General features: G+C 73.0%; 16 protein-coding genes. 7 read left to right on the top strand and 9 right to left on the bottom strand.

The genetic code is table 11. The annotated features are described in order from the left end of the window. Positions 1-70 precede the first annotated feature (70 nt). The 5 genes from HNR20_RS12215 to HNR20_RS12195 all read left to right on the top strand — a co-directional run bounded on the left by HNR20_RS12215 (position 71) and on the right by HNR20_RS12195 (position 3,223). Entirely contained in the window at positions 71-703 is a 633-nt protein-coding gene (locus HNR20_RS12215) for a hypothetical protein (RefSeq protein WP_184179161.1), read from the top strand. Beyond that, on the top strand, positions 700-1,095 hold the full coding sequence (locus tag HNR20_RS12210; protein ID WP_184179159.1) for a phage holin family protein: 396 nt from the start codon (positions 700-702) through the stop codon (positions 1,093-1,095). Before HNR20_RS12215 ends, HNR20_RS12210 begins: the two co-directional genes overlap by 4 nt. A gap of 22 nt (positions 1,096-1,117) precedes the next feature. Next, positions 1,118-1,717 carry a DUF3618 domain-containing protein gene (locus HNR20_RS12205; RefSeq protein WP_184179157.1) on the top strand — a complete coding sequence of 200 codons (600 nt, stop codon included), beginning with the start codon at positions 1,118-1,120 and terminating at the stop codon, positions 1,715-1,717. Further along, positions 1,686-2,582, top strand: coding sequence for a hypothetical protein (locus HNR20_RS12200; protein WP_184179155.1), 897 nt, complete (start codon positions 1,686-1,688; stop codon positions 2,580-2,582). The genes HNR20_RS12205 and HNR20_RS12200 overlap by 32 nt, the downstream gene beginning before the upstream one ends. A 131-nt stretch (positions 2,583-2,713) precedes the next feature. Next, a complete protein-coding gene (locus tag HNR20_RS12195; protein WP_184179153.1) occupies positions 2,714-3,223 on the top strand; it encodes a GNAT family N-acetyltransferase in 510 nt (169 codons plus the stop codon). Positions 3,224-3,285: 62 nt separating this feature from the next. Here the strand turns inward: HNR20_RS12195 and HNR20_RS12190 are convergent, their stop codons facing one another. The 8 genes from HNR20_RS12190 to HNR20_RS12155 form a co-directional block, all read right to left on the bottom strand. Continuing rightward, complete coding sequence (locus tag HNR20_RS12190; protein WP_184179151.1) at positions 3,286-4,221, bottom strand: SMP-30/gluconolactonase/LRE family protein; 936 nt, start codon at positions 4,219-4,221, stop codon at positions 3,286-3,288. 91 nt (positions 4,222-4,312) lie between these two features. Further along, entirely contained in the window at positions 4,313-6,538 is a 2,226-nt protein-coding gene (locus tag HNR20_RS12185; RefSeq protein WP_184179149.1) for an AAA family ATPase, read from the bottom strand. A 36-nt stretch (positions 6,539-6,574) separates the two neighbouring features. Then, positions 6,575-7,144 carry a hypothetical protein gene (locus HNR20_RS12180; RefSeq protein ID WP_184179147.1) on the bottom strand — a complete coding sequence of 190 codons (570 nt, stop codon included), beginning with the start codon at positions 7,142-7,144 and terminating at the stop codon, positions 6,575-6,577. 38 nt (positions 7,145-7,182) lie between these two features. Next, on the bottom strand, positions 7,183-7,929 hold the full coding sequence (locus tag HNR20_RS12175) for a GTP-binding protein (RefSeq protein WP_184179145.1): 747 nt from the start codon (positions 7,927-7,929) through the stop codon (positions 7,183-7,185). Next, entirely contained in the window at positions 7,907-8,395 is a 489-nt protein-coding gene (locus HNR20_RS12170) for a DUF742 domain-containing protein (protein WP_184179143.1), read from the bottom strand. Before HNR20_RS12170 ends, HNR20_RS12175 begins: the two co-directional genes overlap by 23 nt. Next, positions 8,392-8,868, bottom strand: a complete 477-nt coding sequence (locus HNR20_RS12165) for a roadblock/LC7 domain-containing protein (protein WP_184179141.1) — start codon at positions 8,866-8,868, stop codon at positions 8,392-8,394. Before HNR20_RS12165 ends, HNR20_RS12170 begins: the two co-directional genes overlap by 4 nt. Next, the gene (locus HNR20_RS12160; protein ID WP_184179139.1) at positions 8,865-11,396 is read right to left on the bottom strand and encodes a sensor histidine kinase; all 2,532 of its coding nucleotides are present in this window, start codon (positions 11,394-11,396) and stop codon (positions 8,865-8,867) included. Before HNR20_RS12160 ends, HNR20_RS12165 begins: the two co-directional genes overlap by 4 nt. Further along, positions 11,383-12,621 (bottom strand): hypothetical protein, encoded by a 1,239-nt coding sequence (locus HNR20_RS12155; RefSeq protein ID WP_184179137.1) that lies wholly within the window; start codon positions 12,619-12,621, stop codon positions 11,383-11,385. Before HNR20_RS12155 ends, HNR20_RS12160 begins: the two co-directional genes overlap by 14 nt. A 375-nt stretch (positions 12,622-12,996) precedes the next feature. On the opposite strand from HNR20_RS12155, the gene HNR20_RS12150 reads away from it, so the two are divergent. Then, positions 12,997-15,861 carry an alpha/beta fold hydrolase gene (locus HNR20_RS12150; protein ID WP_184179135.1) on the top strand — a complete coding sequence of 955 codons (2,865 nt, stop codon included), beginning with the start codon at positions 12,997-12,999 and terminating at the stop codon, positions 15,859-15,861. Further along, the gene (locus tag HNR20_RS12145) at positions 15,861-16,727 is read left to right on the top strand and encodes an ABC transporter permease (protein ID WP_184179133.1); all 867 of its coding nucleotides are present in this window, start codon (positions 15,861-15,863) and stop codon (positions 16,725-16,727) included. Before HNR20_RS12150 ends, HNR20_RS12145 begins: the two co-directional genes overlap by 1 nt. Here HNR20_RS12145 and HNR20_RS12140 read toward each other — a convergent pair. After that, positions 16,722-17,393, bottom strand: a complete 672-nt coding sequence (locus HNR20_RS12140; RefSeq protein ID WP_184179131.1) for a DUF4232 domain-containing protein — start codon at positions 17,391-17,393, stop codon at positions 16,722-16,724. The genes HNR20_RS12145 and HNR20_RS12140 overlap by 6 nt on opposite strands. Between the last annotated feature and the right edge of the window lie 215 nt (positions 17,394-17,608).

Genomic DNA, 17,608 nt, shown 5'->3' with positions numbered 1-17,608 from the left:
TGGTCAGGCGGGTAGGCGGGTGGCGTTCCGAGGTCGCCAGGCGACCGAGCACCCAGGAGGGGAGCGGAGCATGACGGCAACGAACCAGCGCGGGCAGCAGGCCCGGCAGGAGGCCTCCCGAGTCGGCCAGCAGGCCACGCAGGCCGGGGGCCAGGTCGCCCACACCGCGGCCGAGCAGGGCGGGCAGGTGGCCGCAGAGGCGCGACGACAGGCTCAGCAGTTGACCGGCCAGGCCAGCGGGCAGCTTCGGGACCAGGCGCAGACGCAGCAGCGGCGCGCCGCCGAGGGCCTCCGCGACCTGGGCCGCGACCTGGGCTCAATGGCCGAGCGGGACGGCGATTCCGGGCTGGCCGGTCAAGCGGTACGCCGGGTGGCCGACGCCGCCCAACAGGCCGCCGGCTGGCTCGACGAGCGCGAACCCGGCGAGGTGCTCGACGAGGTACGCGCGTACGCGCGAAGCCACCCCGGGACGTTCCTCGCGGGCGCGGCGGTGGCCGGGCTGCTGGTCGGGCGGCTCACCCGTGGCCTGACCGCACCTGCCTCCGGCAATGGTCAGAGTGGCAGCACGTCCGACGCTCCGCCGCCTGCGCAGGGTGCGCCAGCGCAGGCGGCCCAGCAGCCGTACGTGGGGACGGCACGGGCGCAGAACGTCTCGCCCGACGGTCATCGGGGCCGGGACCTGCCCGGCGGGGTGGCCCCGTGAGCGCCCCCGAGAAGGAAAGGACCCAGGCCTCGGTCGGCGAACTGCTGGGCGATGTGACCCGGGACGTGTCCACCCTGGTGCGCAAGGAGGTCGAGCTGGCCAAGGCCGAGCTCCGCGAGGAGGTCAGCCAGGCCGGCAAGGCGGGCGGCATGTTCGGCGGTGCCGGGCTGGCCGGGTTCCTGGCAGTGCTCTTCGTGTCGTACGCCCTGTGGTGGGGGCTGTCGAACACGATGGACCAGGGATGGGCGGCGCTGATCGTCGCAGTCCTCTGGGCCGCCGTGGCTGGTGGTCTCTTCATCAACGCCAGGACCCAGCTGAAGCGGGCACGTGCGGTGCTGCCTCGGACGAAACAGACCGCCCGGGAGATGCCGGACGCCCTGCGGGGCCGGTGAACGAGTCGGGAGGGAACAGGTCATGTCCAGTGATCCGGATCGGATCCGGCGGGAGATCGAGACCACCCGCAACGAGCTGAGCAACAAGGTCGACGCGTTGACCGACCGGGTCAACCCGCGTCGGATCGCCGGTGATCGGGTCGAGCAGGCACGCGGCGCGTTCACCCGAGCGAAGGAGAAGATGATGGGCAACTCGCACCATCTCAGGCAGGAGACCGGTCAGCGGATGTCGTACGCGGCCGGCTCCGTACGCGACGAGACCCGTTCGCTCGGGCAACAGTCCCGTGAGCAGGCTCAGGGCAACCCGATGGCCGCTGGCCTGGTCGCCTTCGGCGTCGGTCTGCTGGCCGCCTCGTTGATCCCGCCGAGCGGGCGCGAGCGGCAACTCGCCGGACGGGCGCGGAGCATGGTGAGTGAGCACTCCGATCAGTTGCGGGGGCAGGCCAGCCAGGTCGGCCACCAGATGCAGGACAACATGCGGGAGCCCGTGCAGCAGGCGGCGCAGTCGGTGCGGTCCAGCGCCCAGCAGGGAATGTCCGCGGTACGCGACCAGGGCCGCTCGGCCGCCGGTCAGGTGCAGGGGGAGGCGCATGCGGCCGCCGACGACCTTCGGCAGCGCTGACCTGGACGGCGCGGCGGGGCCGGCGCCGGTGATGCGGGTACGCTCCGCGTCCGCGCCGGCCCCGGGGCGCCCGGTCAACGAGGACCTGGTCTTCCGGATCGGCCCGCTGGTCGGCGTCCTGGACGGCGCGACCGTGCCGGAGGGCTTCGACACCGGCTGCGTGCACGGGCCGGAGTGGTACGTCCGGCACCTGGCCGCCCGGCTCAGCCTGGCGGAGGCGGCACGCCCGGCAGCCCGGCTGACGAGCAACCTGGCTGCGGCGATCCTCGCGGTGCGGGCCGACCACGGCGGGCAGTGCGACCTGGACCGACCCGGCACCCCGTCCAGCACGGTCTGCCTCCTGCGTGACTGCGGCGACCAGGTGGACTACCTGGTGCTCTGCGACAGCCCACTGGTGCTGGACGCCGGCGGCCAGGTCAGCGTGGTGACCGACAACCGCCTGGACGAGGCGATGGCCGAGCTGCGGGAGACGGTGGCCACCGTGCCGGGCGGCGCCGCCGATCCGGTCACCCGGTTCCGGCACGCCGTGAGCGTCCAGCGGGAGCGGATGAACCGCACCCACGGGTACTGGGTCGCGGCTTCGGACCCGGACGCGGCCTTCCACGCGGTGACCGGCTCGATGCCCCGGCGAGGTCCGGCGGCGATCCGCAGGGCGGCACTGCTCAGCGACGGTGCGTCCAGCGCGGTGGAGCAGTTCGGGCTCACCGACTGGGCCGGCCTGCTGGACCTGCTGAGCGTCGACGGGCCGGGCGCGTTGATCGACCGGGTCCGGGACGCCGAGCGCGACCACCCGGACCGGCTGCGCCGGCACAAGCCCACCGACGACGCGTCGGTGGTGTTCTGCGAGTTCGGGACGGCGGTGTGAACACCAACGGGTGACAACAGAGCGTGAGGAGTAACACCCGGGCCGCCCGACCGGCCGGTACCGGTAGCCGGACCGCCAGTGCATCGGCATTGGGGTGGACTTCGGCCGATGAGGGCGGCAGACTGCGGCACGTGGCGGGTGCGGTCCGGCTGGAGCCGGTGGACGAGCAGAACCTTGAGCCGTTGCTCTCCGTAGCGGCTGCGGAGGCGGAGCCCGGCGATGTCATGCCTCCGGTCGAGGCTCCCGCCGGCTGGTCGCTCGCCCGCCGGGAGGCGTTCCGCGAGTTCCACCGGGCGAGCTTCGGCGGGCTGGACGGCCCGACCCGCTCGCAGATGTACGCGATCATCGTCGGCGGCGAGGTGCTGGGCATGGTGCGGATGACGCGCTGTGACGAGCCGGGCACGGTGGAGACTGGCATGTGGCTCGGCCGCTCGGCACGGGGACAGGGAATCGGCGCGGCCGCCCTGCGGGAACTCCTGAACGCCGCCGCCCGGGCGGGCATGCGGGCCGTGGTGGCCGAGACCACCCGGGACAACGTGGGTGCCGTCGCCGTGCTGACGAAGTGCGGGGCCAAGCTGCACGAGGAGGGCGACAAGGTGCGCGCCGAGATCTGCCTGGACTCGACGCCGCCCGCGCTCTGAGGCTTGCGTCGTGCCCCGGGCCGGCCGGCGGCGACCGCGGGGGTCGCCGCCGACCGTCTGGATCAGGCCGGGACCCGGATGATGTCGTAGTCGGTGGTCGGCGTCGACTCCACGTCGAACCGACCGTTCACCACGTACAACGCCGAGCCGAGCAGGTCGCCGGTGGCCGGCGAACGTAGCTGCGGGCCGGTGACCTCCCGCTGCACCACCCCGGCGGTGAAGCCGGCGTTCATCCGGACCACCGCGATGACGTTGCTCAGGTTCCGGATCACGTAGAGGGTGCGACCACGCAGGACCAGCCCGTCGGCCCGCTCCACCGAGTAGCCACCGAGGTCGACGAGACGGCTGCGGCCGGTACGCGGGTCGATGCGAACCAACGTGCCGCTGAGCATCTGCGCGACCAGCAGATCCCCGTCCGGCAGCTCCACGATCCCATTGTGGTAGACGTCCGGCGTGGCGGCCGGACCGCTGAGCTGCAGTACCCGGAACGCGTTGGGGGCCGGCAGGCGACCACCCGGGCCCAGCGGCACCACATACAGCACCTGCAGTGCGGAGTCGGTGAAGTAGACCGCCCGCTTGGTGATCACCAGGTCGTTGATGTAGCTGACGCCGGGCTGGTCGTTGAACTGGTAGTGGGCCAGCTTGGCGCCGGTACCCGCGTCGTAGACGCTGGCGCCGCCACCGGAGTAGTCAGCGGTCCAGAGTCGGCCCTGCTGGTCGAGCTTGAGGCCCGCCTTGTCAGTGCCGGGTGCGCCCGGGACCAGCACCGAGCCTCGCCCGGTCCGTAAGTCACCGCGCCAAATCGCACCGTCCAAAATGGACCCTACATACACGGTGGTGCCCCGGCCGATGGTCAACCCTTCCGGGGTGAAGCCGTCGGGCAGGGCGATCCGGGCCGGGAACGGCTTCGTCGGATGAGCCGTCGCCGGTGAGCCGACCGTGGCGAGGGTCGCCGCCGCGACCAGAGGAACGATGAAAAGTGATAGCAGCTTGCGCAAAGAACACCACCTGACGTCCATGTGGATAACTCCACAGGGGAATGTGACGCCATATGAACACCCTGGGCCCGCCGAAAGGTTGGCTACTGGATCAATCCCGTTTCGCCGCGTACGCGGCCAGCCAGGAGACCTGGGCCGGGTCCAGTGACGGACGTACCCGTGCCCGCGCCGTCGACACGTGCTCAGCGGTGACCGTGGCGGCGGCCAGCGACTCACGCATCGCGGCCAACGCCGCCTCCCGGATCAGCGCCGCACAGTCCGCCGCGGAGAAACCGGTCAGCTCGTCGCCGAGGGCGGCCAGGTCGACGTCCGGTGCCAGCGGCACCTGCCGGGACGCGGCCCGCAGGATCTCCGAGCGGGCCGGCCCGTCCGGCGGCGGCACGTAGACCAGCCGCTCCAACCGGCCCGGCCGCAGCAGCGCCGGGTCGACCAGGTCGGGCCGGTTCGTCGCGCCGACCACCACCACGTTGCGCAGCGTCTCCACCCCGTCCAGCTCGGTGAGCAGAGCGGCGACGACCCGGTCCGTGGTGCCCCCGTCGGTGGCCTGACCGCGTACCGGCGCCAACGCGTCGACCTCGTCCAGGAAGATCAGGGTGGGGGCCGCCTCCCGGGCCCTGCGGAACAGCTCGCGGACCGCCCGCTCGCTCTCGCCGACCCACTTGGAGAGCAGTTCCGCGCCCTTCACCGACAGCACATTGGCTCGCCCCGACCCGGCCAGCGCGGTGACCAGGTACGTCTTGCCGCATCCCGGTGGCCCGTAGAGCAGCACACCGCGCGGCGGCTGCACCCCGAGCCGGGCGAAGGTGTCCGGGTAGGTCAGCGGCCACAGCACCGACTCGGTAAGCGTCTGCTTGACCTCGTCCAGGCCACCCACGTCCTCCAGCGTCACCGAGGCCAGATCCAGGGTGGAAGCCGCCATCGTGGTGGGCCGGACCACCTCCAGGGCGGCGGTGAAGTCGGCCATCGACACCGTCGGCGTCTCGGCGGACTTCTGCCGCAGCGCCGCGCGTACTCCGGCCTCCCGGACCAGCGCGGCCAGGTCCGCCGCGACGAACCCGGGGGTACGCGCCGCCACCTCGTCCAGCCGGACGTCGTCGGCCAGCGGCACCTGCCGGGTCAGCACGGTGAGCTGTTCGCGGCGCATCGCCTGGTCGGGTAGCGGGATGCTGATCCGCAGCGACAGCAGGTCCGGCGCGCGCAGCGCGGGGTCGACCGCCTCCGGTCGGCCGGTGGTGCAGACCACGGCGACGCCGGCTCGGATGCTCTCCGCGAGCACCTGGCGGAACACCGTGGTCAGCGGGCCGGGCTCGTCCGCCGGTGCGAGCGCCTCGACGTCGCTGACCAGCAGCACCGCCGGCCCGCTGGCTCGGGCGGCCGTCGCCGCGACACGCAACCGCTCGGCGGCGGCCTGGTTGGCCAACGCGGCCACCTCGGGCCCCCACAACGGGTGTACGCGGGCACCGACCCGGGCCGCGACGGCCCGGACCAGCGCGGACTTTCCCGAGCCGGCCGGGCCGACGAGCAGCACCCCCAACGAGATGGTGGTGCCCAGCCGGCCCAACACCTCCCGGTGGTGGAAGCCGAGGTCGAGCAGTTCGGTCAGCTCCTCGGCCTGGGCCCGAAGCCCGGGCAGCTCGTCCACGTCGGGCGCGTCGTCCGGCGGGTCCACCGTCGGAGCCGCGTCCCCCGCCGGAGGCGGCTGCGCCGGCGCGGCGTCGACCGGGGCGGGCCCGCTGTGCGTGGCCTGACCGTGCTCCCAGGCGACCACCGTGTCCATGGTGACCAGCGCGCCAGCGGCCGGCTCCACGGTGAGCACGGTGAGCAGAGTGCTGGTCCAGGCGAAACCAACAGTGTTGGCGAGGCTGCGCCGAGCCACCTCGACCAGGCTGCGCACCGAGGCGTCCGGCAGCACGTCCTGCGGCAGCAACGACACATCGTCGCCGGCGGTGAGCACCTTGCCCAGCAGGGCCAACCGGAGCATCTCCGGGCTGACCGCCGCGACCACCCCCACCGGGCCGGCCAGGACGACCCGTCCCGCCGGGATCAGCGGCACCGGGCTCACCCGAACCTGACCGCCGTCGCGCACGCCCAGGTTGCCCAGCGTCAGGTCGTCGGCGTACAGCAGGGCACTGCTCGCGCCCGGCGCGGCCGCCGCCACGATCCCGGCCGTCACCCGGCGGCCGGCAAGCCGGACCGGGTCGCCGGGGCGCAGCCCCAGCGCGGTCAGCGCCTCCGGATGCAGCCGCACGATGCCCCGTCGGGCGTCCAGCGCGGCGGGCCGCAGGCTCGCCGTCAGGGTCAGGTCGGGTTGCGCCACCGCCCGACCGTAGCCGCCGGCAGCCAACTGCGCCGGTCAGCGCCGCGGATCCAACTCGTCCAACAGTGACGGGTCCCGCCGGATCAGCTCGGCCAGCCGGGCCGCCGGGTCCGGCGTCAACCCGTCCGGACCGGGCGCCCACGCGGGCACCGTCCGACCGGACAGCGGCCAGGCCGGCGGAGGTTCCACCGGGGCTGTCGCAGGTGCCGGGCCGGCCGGAGGTGCCGGGGCCACCGGGGCAGCCGGAGGTGCCGGGGGCGCGAGCCCGATCGTGACGTCCGGGCCGTTCCAGGAGACCCGCAGCGGGTACGTCCGCCCCGCGTGCTCCACGTGCACGGTCACCGCGAGCCCCGGGTGCGCGCCGACGACCTGGCGGACCGCCTCGGCCACCTCCTCGACCGGCCCCCACCCGGCCACGTCGCCCGGGCCGGGTACCCCCGCGTGGCGGGCGCCGTACCGGCCCGGCCCGGCGTTGCGGGCGTCGTTACCGCCGAGCCCGGGGGGACCCGGCGGTGCCGCGGTGTCGTCACGGTCGTCGGCCCGCCGGCGCAGCGCCTCCTCACGCCGGGCCAGCCGGGCCAGCGTCTCGTCCAGGTCGCCCCTCACCGGATCACCCCTTCCCGCCACGGCCGGAGCCTGTCGGCTCAGGCGCTCCTGTCCCGGGTAGCACGTTCCAGCGCGCGGTCCAGGACGACCAACAGGGCGTCCCGCACCGAGAGCCGGTCCCGGGCGTCGAACTGCACCAGGGGAACGTGGTCACCAATGGCCAGAGCCCAGCGGATCTCGCCGAGCTCCAACGCCAGCCGCCCGTCGAAGGCGTTGACCCCGACCACGAACGGCAGCCCCGCCCGCTCGAAGAAGTCGACCGCCGGGAAGCAGTCGTCCAACCGGGCGCTGTCCACCACCACCAGCGCGCCGAGCGCTCCGCGGGCGAGGTCGTCCCACATGAAGCCGAACCGAGCCTGCCCGGGTGTGCCGAACAGGTAGAGCTTCAGACTGCGATCGATGGTCACGCAGCCGAAGTCCATCGCCACCGTCGTGGTGGTCTTGGTGGACCGGGCACCCGGGTCGTCCACGCCGATCCCGGCGCTGGTCATCTCGGCCTCGGTGGTCAGGGGAGCGATCTCGGAAATCGCACCCACGGTGGTGGTCTTCCCCACCCCGAACCCACCGGCCACCAGGATCTTGACCGGGATCGGCGGCGTCGCCGGCTTACCGACCGGCGGGGACGTGGCCCCCGCGCCGGACGGAGGCTGGTACGCCGGCGGCGGGGTGGCGCGCCCGACAATCGGCCCGGTGGCCGGCGGCATGCCGTAACGGGCGGCTGCGCTGTTTCCGGCGACCCCGCCGAGCGGGGCGACCGGCCATTCAGGAGATCGCACGGAGTCCATCAATCACTCGCAGGATGAGGTCGGGGTTGAAGGCTTCGTCGGTGTCGGTGACGTGCACGTCCAGGTGTCCGGCCGCCCGCAGGTCACCGACCAGGACCCGCGTCACGCCGAAGTGCAACCGGGCACGGGCCGAGATCTCGGCCACCGAGATCGGCTCGGCGCAGAGCGCGATGATCGCCTGGACCTCCGGTGCCAGCAGGGCATTTGGCGAGCCGGCCCACCAGCCGCTGTCCGTGCGGACGGTCACCTGCGTCTCCAGCCCGATCGCCGGGTCGGCACCCGCCACCCGCCCGGACGTGAGCACGAATGGGCGGGGCCCGGTCGGCCGACCGCCGCCCGTCTCCGACTGCGGCACCGCCGGTGTCGCCACCGTGCCGTCCTCGGTCGGGGGTGCCGCGTGCAGGTACGGGCGGATCCGAACCTGGGGTTCCGGGTCCGGATCCTCACCGGCGACGTCGGGGGTCACTGCTGCGCGGCGTTCTTCAGCTCGACGATCAGCCGCGGGGTCAGGGCACCACCGGCCCGCCCGGCGAAGAGCGTCATCTCGTACGCGACGGTGCCCAGGTTGGCCGATCGGTCGGCGACGACCCCGAGCACGGATCCGCTGCTGATCGCGCTGATCAGGAGGTAGCCGTCGGCCATGTCGACGATCACCCGGTTCAGGCCGCCGAGCGCGTACCAACTGGCCGCCCCGCCAGCGAGACTGGTCATCCCGGAGACCACCGCGGCCAACCGCTCCGCATTGGACCGGTCCTTGATCGCCGACATGGCCATCAGCAGGCCGTCCGAGGAGACCGCGATCGCTTCCAGGACCCCGGCGGTGCTGGAGGTGAAGGAGTCCAGCAGCCAGTTGAACGTACGGGCCTCCGGGCTGAGGTCCCCGCCGGCGGCGGGCTGGCTCTGGTGGTCGACGTTGTCGTGCAGGAAGGGGCTGGTCACCGTGATGATCCTTCTTCGTTCCGGCGGTCTGGGCTGACTTCGCGGAGAGCACGGGCGACGCCCGCCTCGAACTCGCTGATGAGATTGCGGACCTCGGCCGGGTCACCGAGGTGGGTACTGAGTGGCTGGCAGGCCGGAACGGCAGCGAGGTTCGCTCCCGGCACCCGTCGGATCAGCCGGGGCCGGTCCGGGGTGGCAGCGGCCAGGCCGGCGCTACCCGCCACCAGGGGGCCGCCGCCCCCCGGTGTGCTCGGCAGGTCGGCGGTGTTCAGCTCGGCCCGGCGTACACCGGCCTGGAACGCCTCGACCAGCGCGCGGGCGGCGGCGGGGTCCGCGCCGGTCGCGTCCACCGGCCGGATCGGCGGGGCGGCAGCGTGCAGACTGGCCCCGGGCACCCGCTGCCGGACCCGCGGCCCGGCCGGAGAGCCCGACGGTTCCGGAGCCTGCGGTGTGGGGACGGCCTGCTCCGGCTGGCCGGAGCCGAACGCGTTCCAGGAGGGGCTGGCCTCCAGACTGCGGGTGGCCCGACTGAGCAGGTCCGAGTCGAAGCGGGCCGGCGTGGCGACGGCCGCCGGAAGGGACCGCACGCCGTGGTCGGGGTCGAGTGTCTCCGCCGTACGCCGGTCTCGTTCCGGCACCACGGCCCGCGCCACGGTCGCCCCGGCCCGCTCGGGGCGGCGCAGCACCAGCGACGCCGGTGGGATCTCCAGGTGTGCGGTCACCCCACCGCCGGCGGTGGCGGCCAGGCCCACCTCCCAGCCGTGGCGACGGGCCAACCGGCCCACCACGAAGAGACCGAGCACCTCGGTCGGTGCGAGGTCGAGCCGTTCCCGGCGGGTGAACCGGGCGTTCTCCTCGGCCAGTCGTTGCTCGCCGATGCCGATGCCGTGGTCCACGACGGTGATCCGCGCGCCGAGACCGGACGCCTCGGCGGCCACCAGCACCCGGGTGTGTGGCGGGGAGAAGGCGGTGGCGTTCTCCATCAGCTCGGCCAGCGTCAGGATGAGGTCGCCGACGACCGCCGGCGCCGCCGAGATGCCCGCCGGCACCCGCACCTCCACCCGGGTGTAATCCTCGATCTCGCCGAGCGCCAACCGGACCACGTCGGCCAGTGGTACCGGTGCCGTGTGCGCGTCGGCACCGGCCGAACCGGAGAGCACCACCAGGCTGCCGGCGTTGCGCCGCAACCGGCTGGAGATGTGGTCGAGCCGGTACAGGTGCTCCAGCCGGCCCGGGTCGACCTCCTGCTGCTCCAGCCGGTCGATCAGTGCGATCTGCCGGCCCACCAGGTTCTGGGTGCGCCGCCCGACGTGGCCGAACATCTGCGCCACGTTGCGTCGGCCGGCGACCTGCCGCTCGACCAGCCGCGCAGCGGTGCTCTGCACCCGGTCGAAGGCCCGCGCCAGGTCGCCGATCTCGTCGTTGGCCCGGATGTCCACCGGCTCCAGCCGGACCGGCTGAGGGCTCTCCCCCTCGTCGTCGGTGACCCGGACCAGCTCCGCCTCGGCGACCCGGGCGACCCGGTCGGCCGAGCGGGTGAGGCGGGTCAGCGGTCGGGCCACCGTCCGCGCGACCGCCGCGCTGAGCAGCACCACCAGCGTCAGGATCAGCGCCGCCGCGGCACCGACCAGGTACGCGGCGGTCAGCGCGCGCCGCTGCTCGGCGGTCACCTCGGTGAGTACGTCGGCGACCAGCTTCTTCTCCACGAACTGGCCGAGTCGGATCATCGTGCGGACGGCCGGGAAGAGCGCTTCCATCGGCACGTCGCGGACTGCGCTGGCCGGGTCCCGAGCACTGGTGACCAGGAAGTCCGCGCTGGTACGTGCCGCCACGGCCGCGTCGTTGAGCTGGGCCACCTTGAGCTGCTCGGGGGTGATCAGGCTGCGGAAGCGCAGATTGTCCACCTGGAGCGCGGCGATGCACGCCACGTACCCGGCGATGGTGTCCGGGCTGCCGATCGACTTGACCAACACGCTCAGGGTGGCGCACGCGCCCAGGCCCTCGTCGGCGCGGAGCAGCCCGTCGAGGGCGAGCACCTGCCGACCGGGCAAGGTGTCGGTGTCCACACCGAACACGAGCCGCAGCGACTCGATCAACCCCATGTTGACCGGGCCGAACGCGTCCATCACCTGACCGGGGTTCGCGACCCGGGCCAGCACGGCCGTCCGCAGGTCGATGAGGCTGGACACTCCGTCCAGGGCGCGGTCGACCCGGTCGGTCAGCGCGTCGCTGTCGCCGGCCCGCAGGTCGGCCACCCGGTCGTCCACGTCGGCGGCCTTGCGGATCAGCTCGCTGCGTTCGACCCGGCCGAGCAGGAACCCGACCGAGAGGATGCGTTCCTGTTGGAGGTCCTGGACGAGGCTGCCGACCTGGCTGGCGAGTCGTACCCGGTCGGCGGTGTCGCCGGCCCGCTGTGCCGCGGCCACCCGGTCGAGCATGACCGGCACCGCCAGGCCGACCATGCTGAGCAGCGGGATCACCACGAGCAGCGCGAGCTTCCCGCGGATGCGGAGCCTACCGAGCAGCATCGAAAGCCCCCCACTGCGCGGTCTCCGGATCACGGGCTGTGCCGGCCGGTTGCAGGCCGCGGGAGTCGCCGGCCACCGGTTGCAGGCCGCGGGCGTCGCCGGCCACCGGTTGCCGCCCGAGCGGGTCGCCGGTCGCTGGTTTCCACAGGTCGACGGCTGCGGAGGTGTCGGGGCTGTCGGCGTGGGTCGCGGCCAGGGCGGCGCGGCGTCGGGCCCGCCGACCGGCGCTGAACTGCAGCGCGGCGAGCCAGCCCAGCAACAGCGCGGCGACCACGCCCGCTCCGGCGGTCAGCCAGCGGTCCCGGTCGAGCCCGTCGATGCGCTCGACCAGCAGGGCGTCCAGCTCGCCGAGAATGACCGGCTGAAGTTGGCGGGCGGCGCGCTGCGTGTTGAGCCCGGCCGCGCTCAGCTGATCCGGGTCCACCGTGCCCGTGCCGCTGGCGGGGGTGGAGTACGCGGCCAGCGCCTCCACCGAGCGTTGGTAGGTGTCCAGCGGGGTCAGCACGTTGGCACCGAGGTCGGTGCTCTCCGAGCCGTCCACGGCGGAGCGCAGGTTGTCGACGAGGTCGGTCGCGGGTCCCAGGGCGGCGACCCGCAGGCCGGTCAGCTCCATCAGGCCACGGGGTTGCTCGGCGGTCGGACGGCGGGCGACCAGGGTGCCCAGATCGGCGAGCCGGCCGGCGGCCACCACCGCCTCGGGCAGCTCCTGGCCCGCGCTGTCCTGGAGGAAGAAGGAGTCGGCGGCGGGATCGCGGAACAGCCCGGAGCTCTCCCGGACCTTCCGGTGCAGGGCCAGCAGCAGGTCGGACACCTCGCTGTACGCCGTGTAGGCGGACTCCGGATCGGCGGAGCTGCGACCACGCAGCGCCTCCAACCTGGCGCGTACCCCGGCCCAGCGTTCCTGGCTGAGCAGTTCGACGCCGATGCGAGCGTCCACCGCTGCGGCCTCCTCGACCGCCTGGGTCAGTGCCTCCCCGGGGACGGGGCGACCGTTGATCGCAGCGGTCTGGGCCTCCACGAGGGCGTCGGTGACCGAGCCCAGTGCGCTGAGGTACTGCACGCCCAGCCGTTCCCGGACGGCCAGGTCCCGGTCCTCGGTGGTCTGCCGCCAGGTGGTCGTGAGGAGCAGACCCACCGATGCCAGTAACGCCCCGATGAGCAGGAGCGGCAGCAGTCGGCCCAGCGTGGACGGCCGTCGACGGGCCCGCGGCGCGGGGACTGTCATGTGTGTGTCTCCTCCGGCGTGGGGCGCGGATCGGCGCGGTGTCGGGTTAGCCGACAAGTCCCGTGCACCGGACCGGAAAACTAACCGACCCCCTCGCGGGTCAGGCCCAGGTCGACGAGTCAGGTTCGCGTCAGTTCGAGCGATGTCACCATTTGTCCGCGTTTCCGGCACGCTCTGGTTGATCGGCGAGTGTGACATGGAGGGATCGAGGTGGATATCCGCGTGAAGATCGGAATTCACGGGATCCGAACTCAACTCACTGGGCCGCGTCGGACAAGACTCGCTCGCACCAACCCGACCACCGATCGGGGCAACCGGACGGACGTACGGCGGATCTCAGCCAACGCTCAGGCTGCGGGCCGTACCGTGTGCCGAATGACATCGCCGTCGCCGGCCGCGTGGTTCCGGCGTGCCCTGCCCACCCGCCGCCGAGCGATCGCCGCAGGGGTGGTCGTCGTGCTGTTGGCCGCCGCCGTGACCTGGGCGGTGTGGCCGCAGGGATCCGGCGTACGGAGCGAGAGCGCCATGCTCACCGTCCGCTCCGGACCGTCCGACGACCAGCCGGTGGACCTGGACACGACCTTCTACCTGCCCGACGACGCGTCGTCCGGTCGGAAGGTGCCGGCGGTGTTGTTGGCACACGGGTTCGGCGGCACGAAGGAGTCGGTGCGCTCCGACGCGGAGGAGTTCGCCGGGCGCGGCTACGCGGTGCTCACCTGGACCGCGCGCGGCTTCGGCCGCAGTGGCGGCGAGATCCACCTGGACAGCCCGGACTACGAGGTGCGCGACGCGGCTCGGCTGCTGGACTGGCTGGCCGCCCGACCGGAGATCCGCACCGACGCCGCCGGTGACCCGAAGGTCGGTGTGGTCGGCGGCTCGTACGGCGGCGGGTTGGCACTGCTGCTGGCCGCGCAGGACCGTCGGGTCGACGCGATCGTCCCCATGATCACCTGGAACGACCTGTCCCGCGCCTTCCTGCCGGAGAGCACCGGCGGGGCGCCGACCGAGGGCGTGTTCAAGAAGGGCTGGGCCGGCCTCTTCTTCGGCGGAGGCGGCAACGTGGGCAGCGGCCCGGCCGGGCTCTCCGGCGGAACCGCCGCCCAGCCGCAGGGCGCACCGGCGTCGGCCGGCCCGCCCAGTCCGGGCCCGGGTGCCGGCCCGGGCACCGGTCCCGGTGGCGCCCCGGCCGGTGCCGCCGACCCGTCCTGCGGCCGGTTCGCCGCCGACGTGTGCGCGGCGTACCTGCGGATCGCCACCACCGGCCGCGCCGACCAGGCCGCCGTGGACCTGCTGCGCCGCTCCAGCCCGGCGGGCGTGCTCGACCGGATCAAGGCACCGACCCTGCTGGTGCAGGGTGAGGCGGACACGCTCTTCCCCCTCGGTGAGGCCGACGCGAACGCGAAGGGCATCGCCGCCGCCGGCACCCCGGTGCGGGTCGCCTGGTTCACCGGCGGCCACGACGGCGGCGCCGGCCCCCGCTCCGACTCCGACCGGGTGAAGTTCCTGACCGTCCAGTGGCTCGACCACTACGTCAAGGGCGAGGGCGACGCGCCCGGTGACGATTTCACCTGGTCGCGGATCGCCGGCTTCGACGCGCTCGACCGAGGTCTGGTCGCCACCGGCTTCCGGCGCGCCGACTACCCGGGTCTGACTGGCAACGCCCGCCGGGACGTCGCGGTCGCCGGCCCGGCACAGCCGATCGCGAACCCACCGAACGGCAACCCGGCCGCCATCTCCTCGATCCCGTTCGCCGGCGGGCTCGCCTCGCTGCTCGACGGCGTGGCCGGCGACGTGCCCGGCCAGCACGCCCGGTTCGAGTCGGCGCCGCTGACCGAGGCGGTGGACGTGGCCGGCGCGCCCACCGTCACCCTGCGGGCCGCGTCGCCGACCGGTGAGGCGGTGCTCTTCGTCAAGCTCTACGACGTCGACCCGGACGGCGCGGCCACCCTGCCGAACGGGCTGGTCGCCCCGGTCCGACTCACCGGCCTGCCGCAGCGGGTGCAGGACGCCCGCCCGGTCACCGTGACGCTGCCCGGGATCGTCCGCCGGGTGGAGGCCGGGCACCGGCTGCGCCTGGTGGTGGCCACCTCCGACCAGGCGTACACCACGCCCGCCGAACCGACCGTCTACACGGTGGCGGCGGACGGCGCGGTCACCCTGCCCACGGTCAGCGGCGAGCCGATCCCCACCGCCGCGACGATCTGGCGCTGGGTGCTCGCCGGCCTGCTCGCCGCCATCGCGATCGGGCTCGTCGTGGTCGTCGCCGTGGTCCGCCGCCGGCACCGCCGCCAGGACCGGTCGGTGCATCCGGAGTACGCGGACACCCCGCTGGCCGTGCGCTCACTGCGCAAGGAGTACGCGGACGGCTTCGTGGCGGTGTCGAACGTGGACTTCGAGGTGCACCCCGGTCAGGTGGTGGGTCTGCTCGGGCCCAACGGTGCCGGTAAGACCACCACCCTGCGGGTGCTGATGGGGCTGACCCAGCCGACCGCCGGGGAGATCTACGTCTTCGGTCGCCGCCTGGTGCCCGGCTCGCCGGTGCTGTCCCGGATCGGCGCGCTGGTGGAGGGGCCTGGCTTCCTGCCGCACCTGTCCGGCCTGGACAACCTGAAGGCGTACTGGCAGGCCACCGGCCGACCGGCCGAGGACGCGCACTTCGACGCGGCGCTGGAGATCGCCGGACTGGGCGACTCGGTACACCGGAAGATCAAGAACTACAGCCACGGGATGCGCCAGCGCCTCGCGATCGCCCAGGCCATGCTCGGCCTCCCCGAGTTGTTGGTGTTGGACGAGCCGACCGACGGGCTCGACCCGCCACAGATCGCCGAGATGCGCCGGGTGCTCCAGCGGTACGCGACGGACGGCCGGGCGGTGCTGGTCTCCAGCCACCTGTTGGCCGAGGTGGAACAGACGTGCACGCACGCGGTGGTGGTGAACAAGGGCCGGATCGTGGCGTCCGGGCCGGTGGAGGAGATCGTGGGCGAGTCGCCGAGTGTGCTCTTCGACGTCAGCGACCCGGTGGCGGCGCGGGCGGTGCTGGACCGACTGCACGGGGTCCGTGTGTTGCCGGAGAGCGACGGTCAGTTGGTGGTCGACACCAACGGCACGGCCCGCAGCGAGGTGGTGGCCGAGCTGGTACGCGCCGGCATCGGAGTGGACCGGGTGGTGCCTCGGCGGCGCCTGGAGGACGCGTTCCTCGCCCTGGTGGGCGACAACTCTCGGGGAAGCGGTGACCGGTGATGGCTGTTACTGGCGCGGGTGAGGCCCGGGGCTACCGGCCGTCGGCCACGATGCCGTTCGCGGCGGAGTTCCGTCGGCAGGCGTCCCGACGGCGAACCCAGTTGGCGCTCGGGTTCATGGTGCTGCTGCCGCTGATCATCCTGATCGCCTTCCAGTTCGACTCGGGCGGCGACGACGACAACGGCCGCAACGAGTTCGCCAGCCTGGTCGAGTTGGCCACCTCGGGCGGGCTCAACTTCACCCTGTTCTCGATCTTCGTATCGGCGTCGTTCCTGCTGGTGGTGGTCGTCGCGCTGTTCTGTGGCGACACGGTGGCCAGCGAGGCGAGCTGGGGCAGCCTGCGGTACCTGCTGGCGATCCCGGTGCCCCGGGCCCGTTTGCTGACGGTGAAGCTGGTGGTCGCGCTCGCGTACTCGGGACTGGCCCTGCTCTTGTTGGCGGGCACCGCGCTGCTGGCCGGCACCCTGCGCTATGGCTGGTCGCCCCTACGCAGCACGGTCGCCGCAGAGTTGGAACCCACCGAGGGGCTGTTCCGGTTGCTGGCCGTGCTCGGCTACCTGGCGGTCGTACTGCTGGTGGTGGCCGGGCTGGCGTTCCTGCTGTCGGTGACCACGGACGCCGCGCTCGGCGCGGTCGGCGGCGCGGTGCTGCTCTGGATCCTGTCCAGCATCCTGGACCAGATCACCGCCCTGGGCGCGCTGCGCGACTTCCTGCCCACCCACTTCAGCACCGCCTGGCTGGGGTTGCTCTCGACCCCGGTGCAGACCGACGACGTGGTGCGCGGCTGCATCTCGGCGATCAGCTACGCGACGCTGTTCTGGGGGTTGGCGTTCTGGCGCTTCACCCGCAAGGACATCACCTCATAGGCGGCCGTCGGGTGGGCTCACCGAGGACGGCACCGCGCTCGGGGCCGGTGGTGGGGCCGGTCGCGTCGGCGTCGGCGTGGACGGGTCGGCCTTCTTCCAGGCGCTGACACCGATTCGGCCGGTGTTGCCGAGGTCGATCGGCCCGTCCGGATCGACCTCGTCGGCCGGCTGCCCGGCAGACGGCGCCACCGTCAGGTACTCGCCGTTGGTGGCCACCACTGTCGAATCGGTGACCAGGTTGCGCCAGAGCACCACGGCGGTGGCCCGCTCGCCTGCGGCGAGGGTGACCTTTCGTGGCGGTTGGTCGAAACCCGAGGTGATCTCCTTGGCGCCGTTGACCACGCGCAACATGATCGGTTCACGCTGCTCGTCGAACACGTGCAGCACCGGGTACCCGTTGAGCTCGTAGGGCTGGTCGCCGCAGTTGATCAGCTCGATGCCGAGGGCGCGCAGGCCCATCGCGGCGTCCCCGCCGGTCGACCGGATCTGAACGCCGGACGCCGGACACGGGTCGACGCTCGACGGGCTGAGACTCGGCGCGGTCGGCGGCGGGTACGGGGGATCTCCGCCCTGACCCCGATGGTCATCAGTGCAGGCGCCGAGGACGAGAGCCGCGGCGACCAGTGCGCTGACCCGTCGCCCTGCTGCGGTGTTGCGGGAAATCATCCGTTGATCCTCGCCTACGCCGCCGTCTCGCTGCCGCCCGCCTCCAGACCATCCGACCTCCGGCCACCCCGCTCACGCATTGCGTTCTGGTGATCCACTCCATGCCGACATCGCTGTATCCGGCGACTTGGACACCACAACATCGGCGACATGGAGTGGATCATGCGCCATCGCGCGGAGTCCCGCATCGTTTCCACCACGGATCTTCCCATTGA

This window comes from Micromonospora parathelypteridis (assembly GCF_014201145.1).
Lineage (GTDB): Bacteria > Actinomycetota > Actinomycetes > Mycobacteriales > Micromonosporaceae > Micromonospora > Micromonospora parathelypteridis.
The sequence above is the reverse complement of the archived record's forward strand: the minus strand, read 5'-3'. Positions and strand labels throughout refer to the sequence as shown.

Bases quoted from the DNA above. Each gene is read 5' to 3' on its own strand.
- HNR20_RS12200 (WP_184179155.1), top strand. From the start codon at position 1,686: ATGCGGCCGCCGACGACCTTCGGCAGCGCTGACCTGGACGGCGCGGCG.
- HNR20_RS12140 (WP_184179131.1), bottom strand. From the start codon at position 17,393: ATGATTTCCCGCAACACCGCAGCAGGGCGACGGGTCAGCGCACTGGTC.
- HNR20_RS12205 (WP_184179157.1), top strand. From the start codon at position 1,118: ATGTCCAGTGATCCGGATCGGATCCGGCGGGAGATCGAGACCACCCGC.
- HNR20_RS12150 (WP_184179135.1), top strand. From the start codon at position 12,997: ATGACATCGCCGTCGCCGGCCGCGTGGTTCCGGCGTGCCCTGCCCACC.
- HNR20_RS12175 (WP_184179145.1), bottom strand. From the start codon at position 7,929: ATGGACTCCGTGCGATCTCCTGAATGGCCGGTCGCCCCGCTCGGCGGG.
- HNR20_RS12155 (WP_184179137.1), bottom strand. From the start codon at position 12,621: ATGACAGTCCCCGCGCCGCGGGCCCGTCGACGGCCGTCCACGCTGGGC.
- HNR20_RS12160 (WP_184179139.1), bottom strand. From the start codon at position 11,396: ATGCTGCTCGGTAGGCTCCGCATCCGCGGGAAGCTCGCGCTGCTCGTG.
- HNR20_RS12215 (WP_184179161.1), top strand. From the start codon at position 71: ATGACGGCAACGAACCAGCGCGGGCAGCAGGCCCGGCAGGAGGCCTCC.
- HNR20_RS12145 (WP_184179133.1), top strand. From the start codon at position 15,861: ATGGCTGTTACTGGCGCGGGTGAGGCCCGGGGCTACCGGCCGTCGGCC.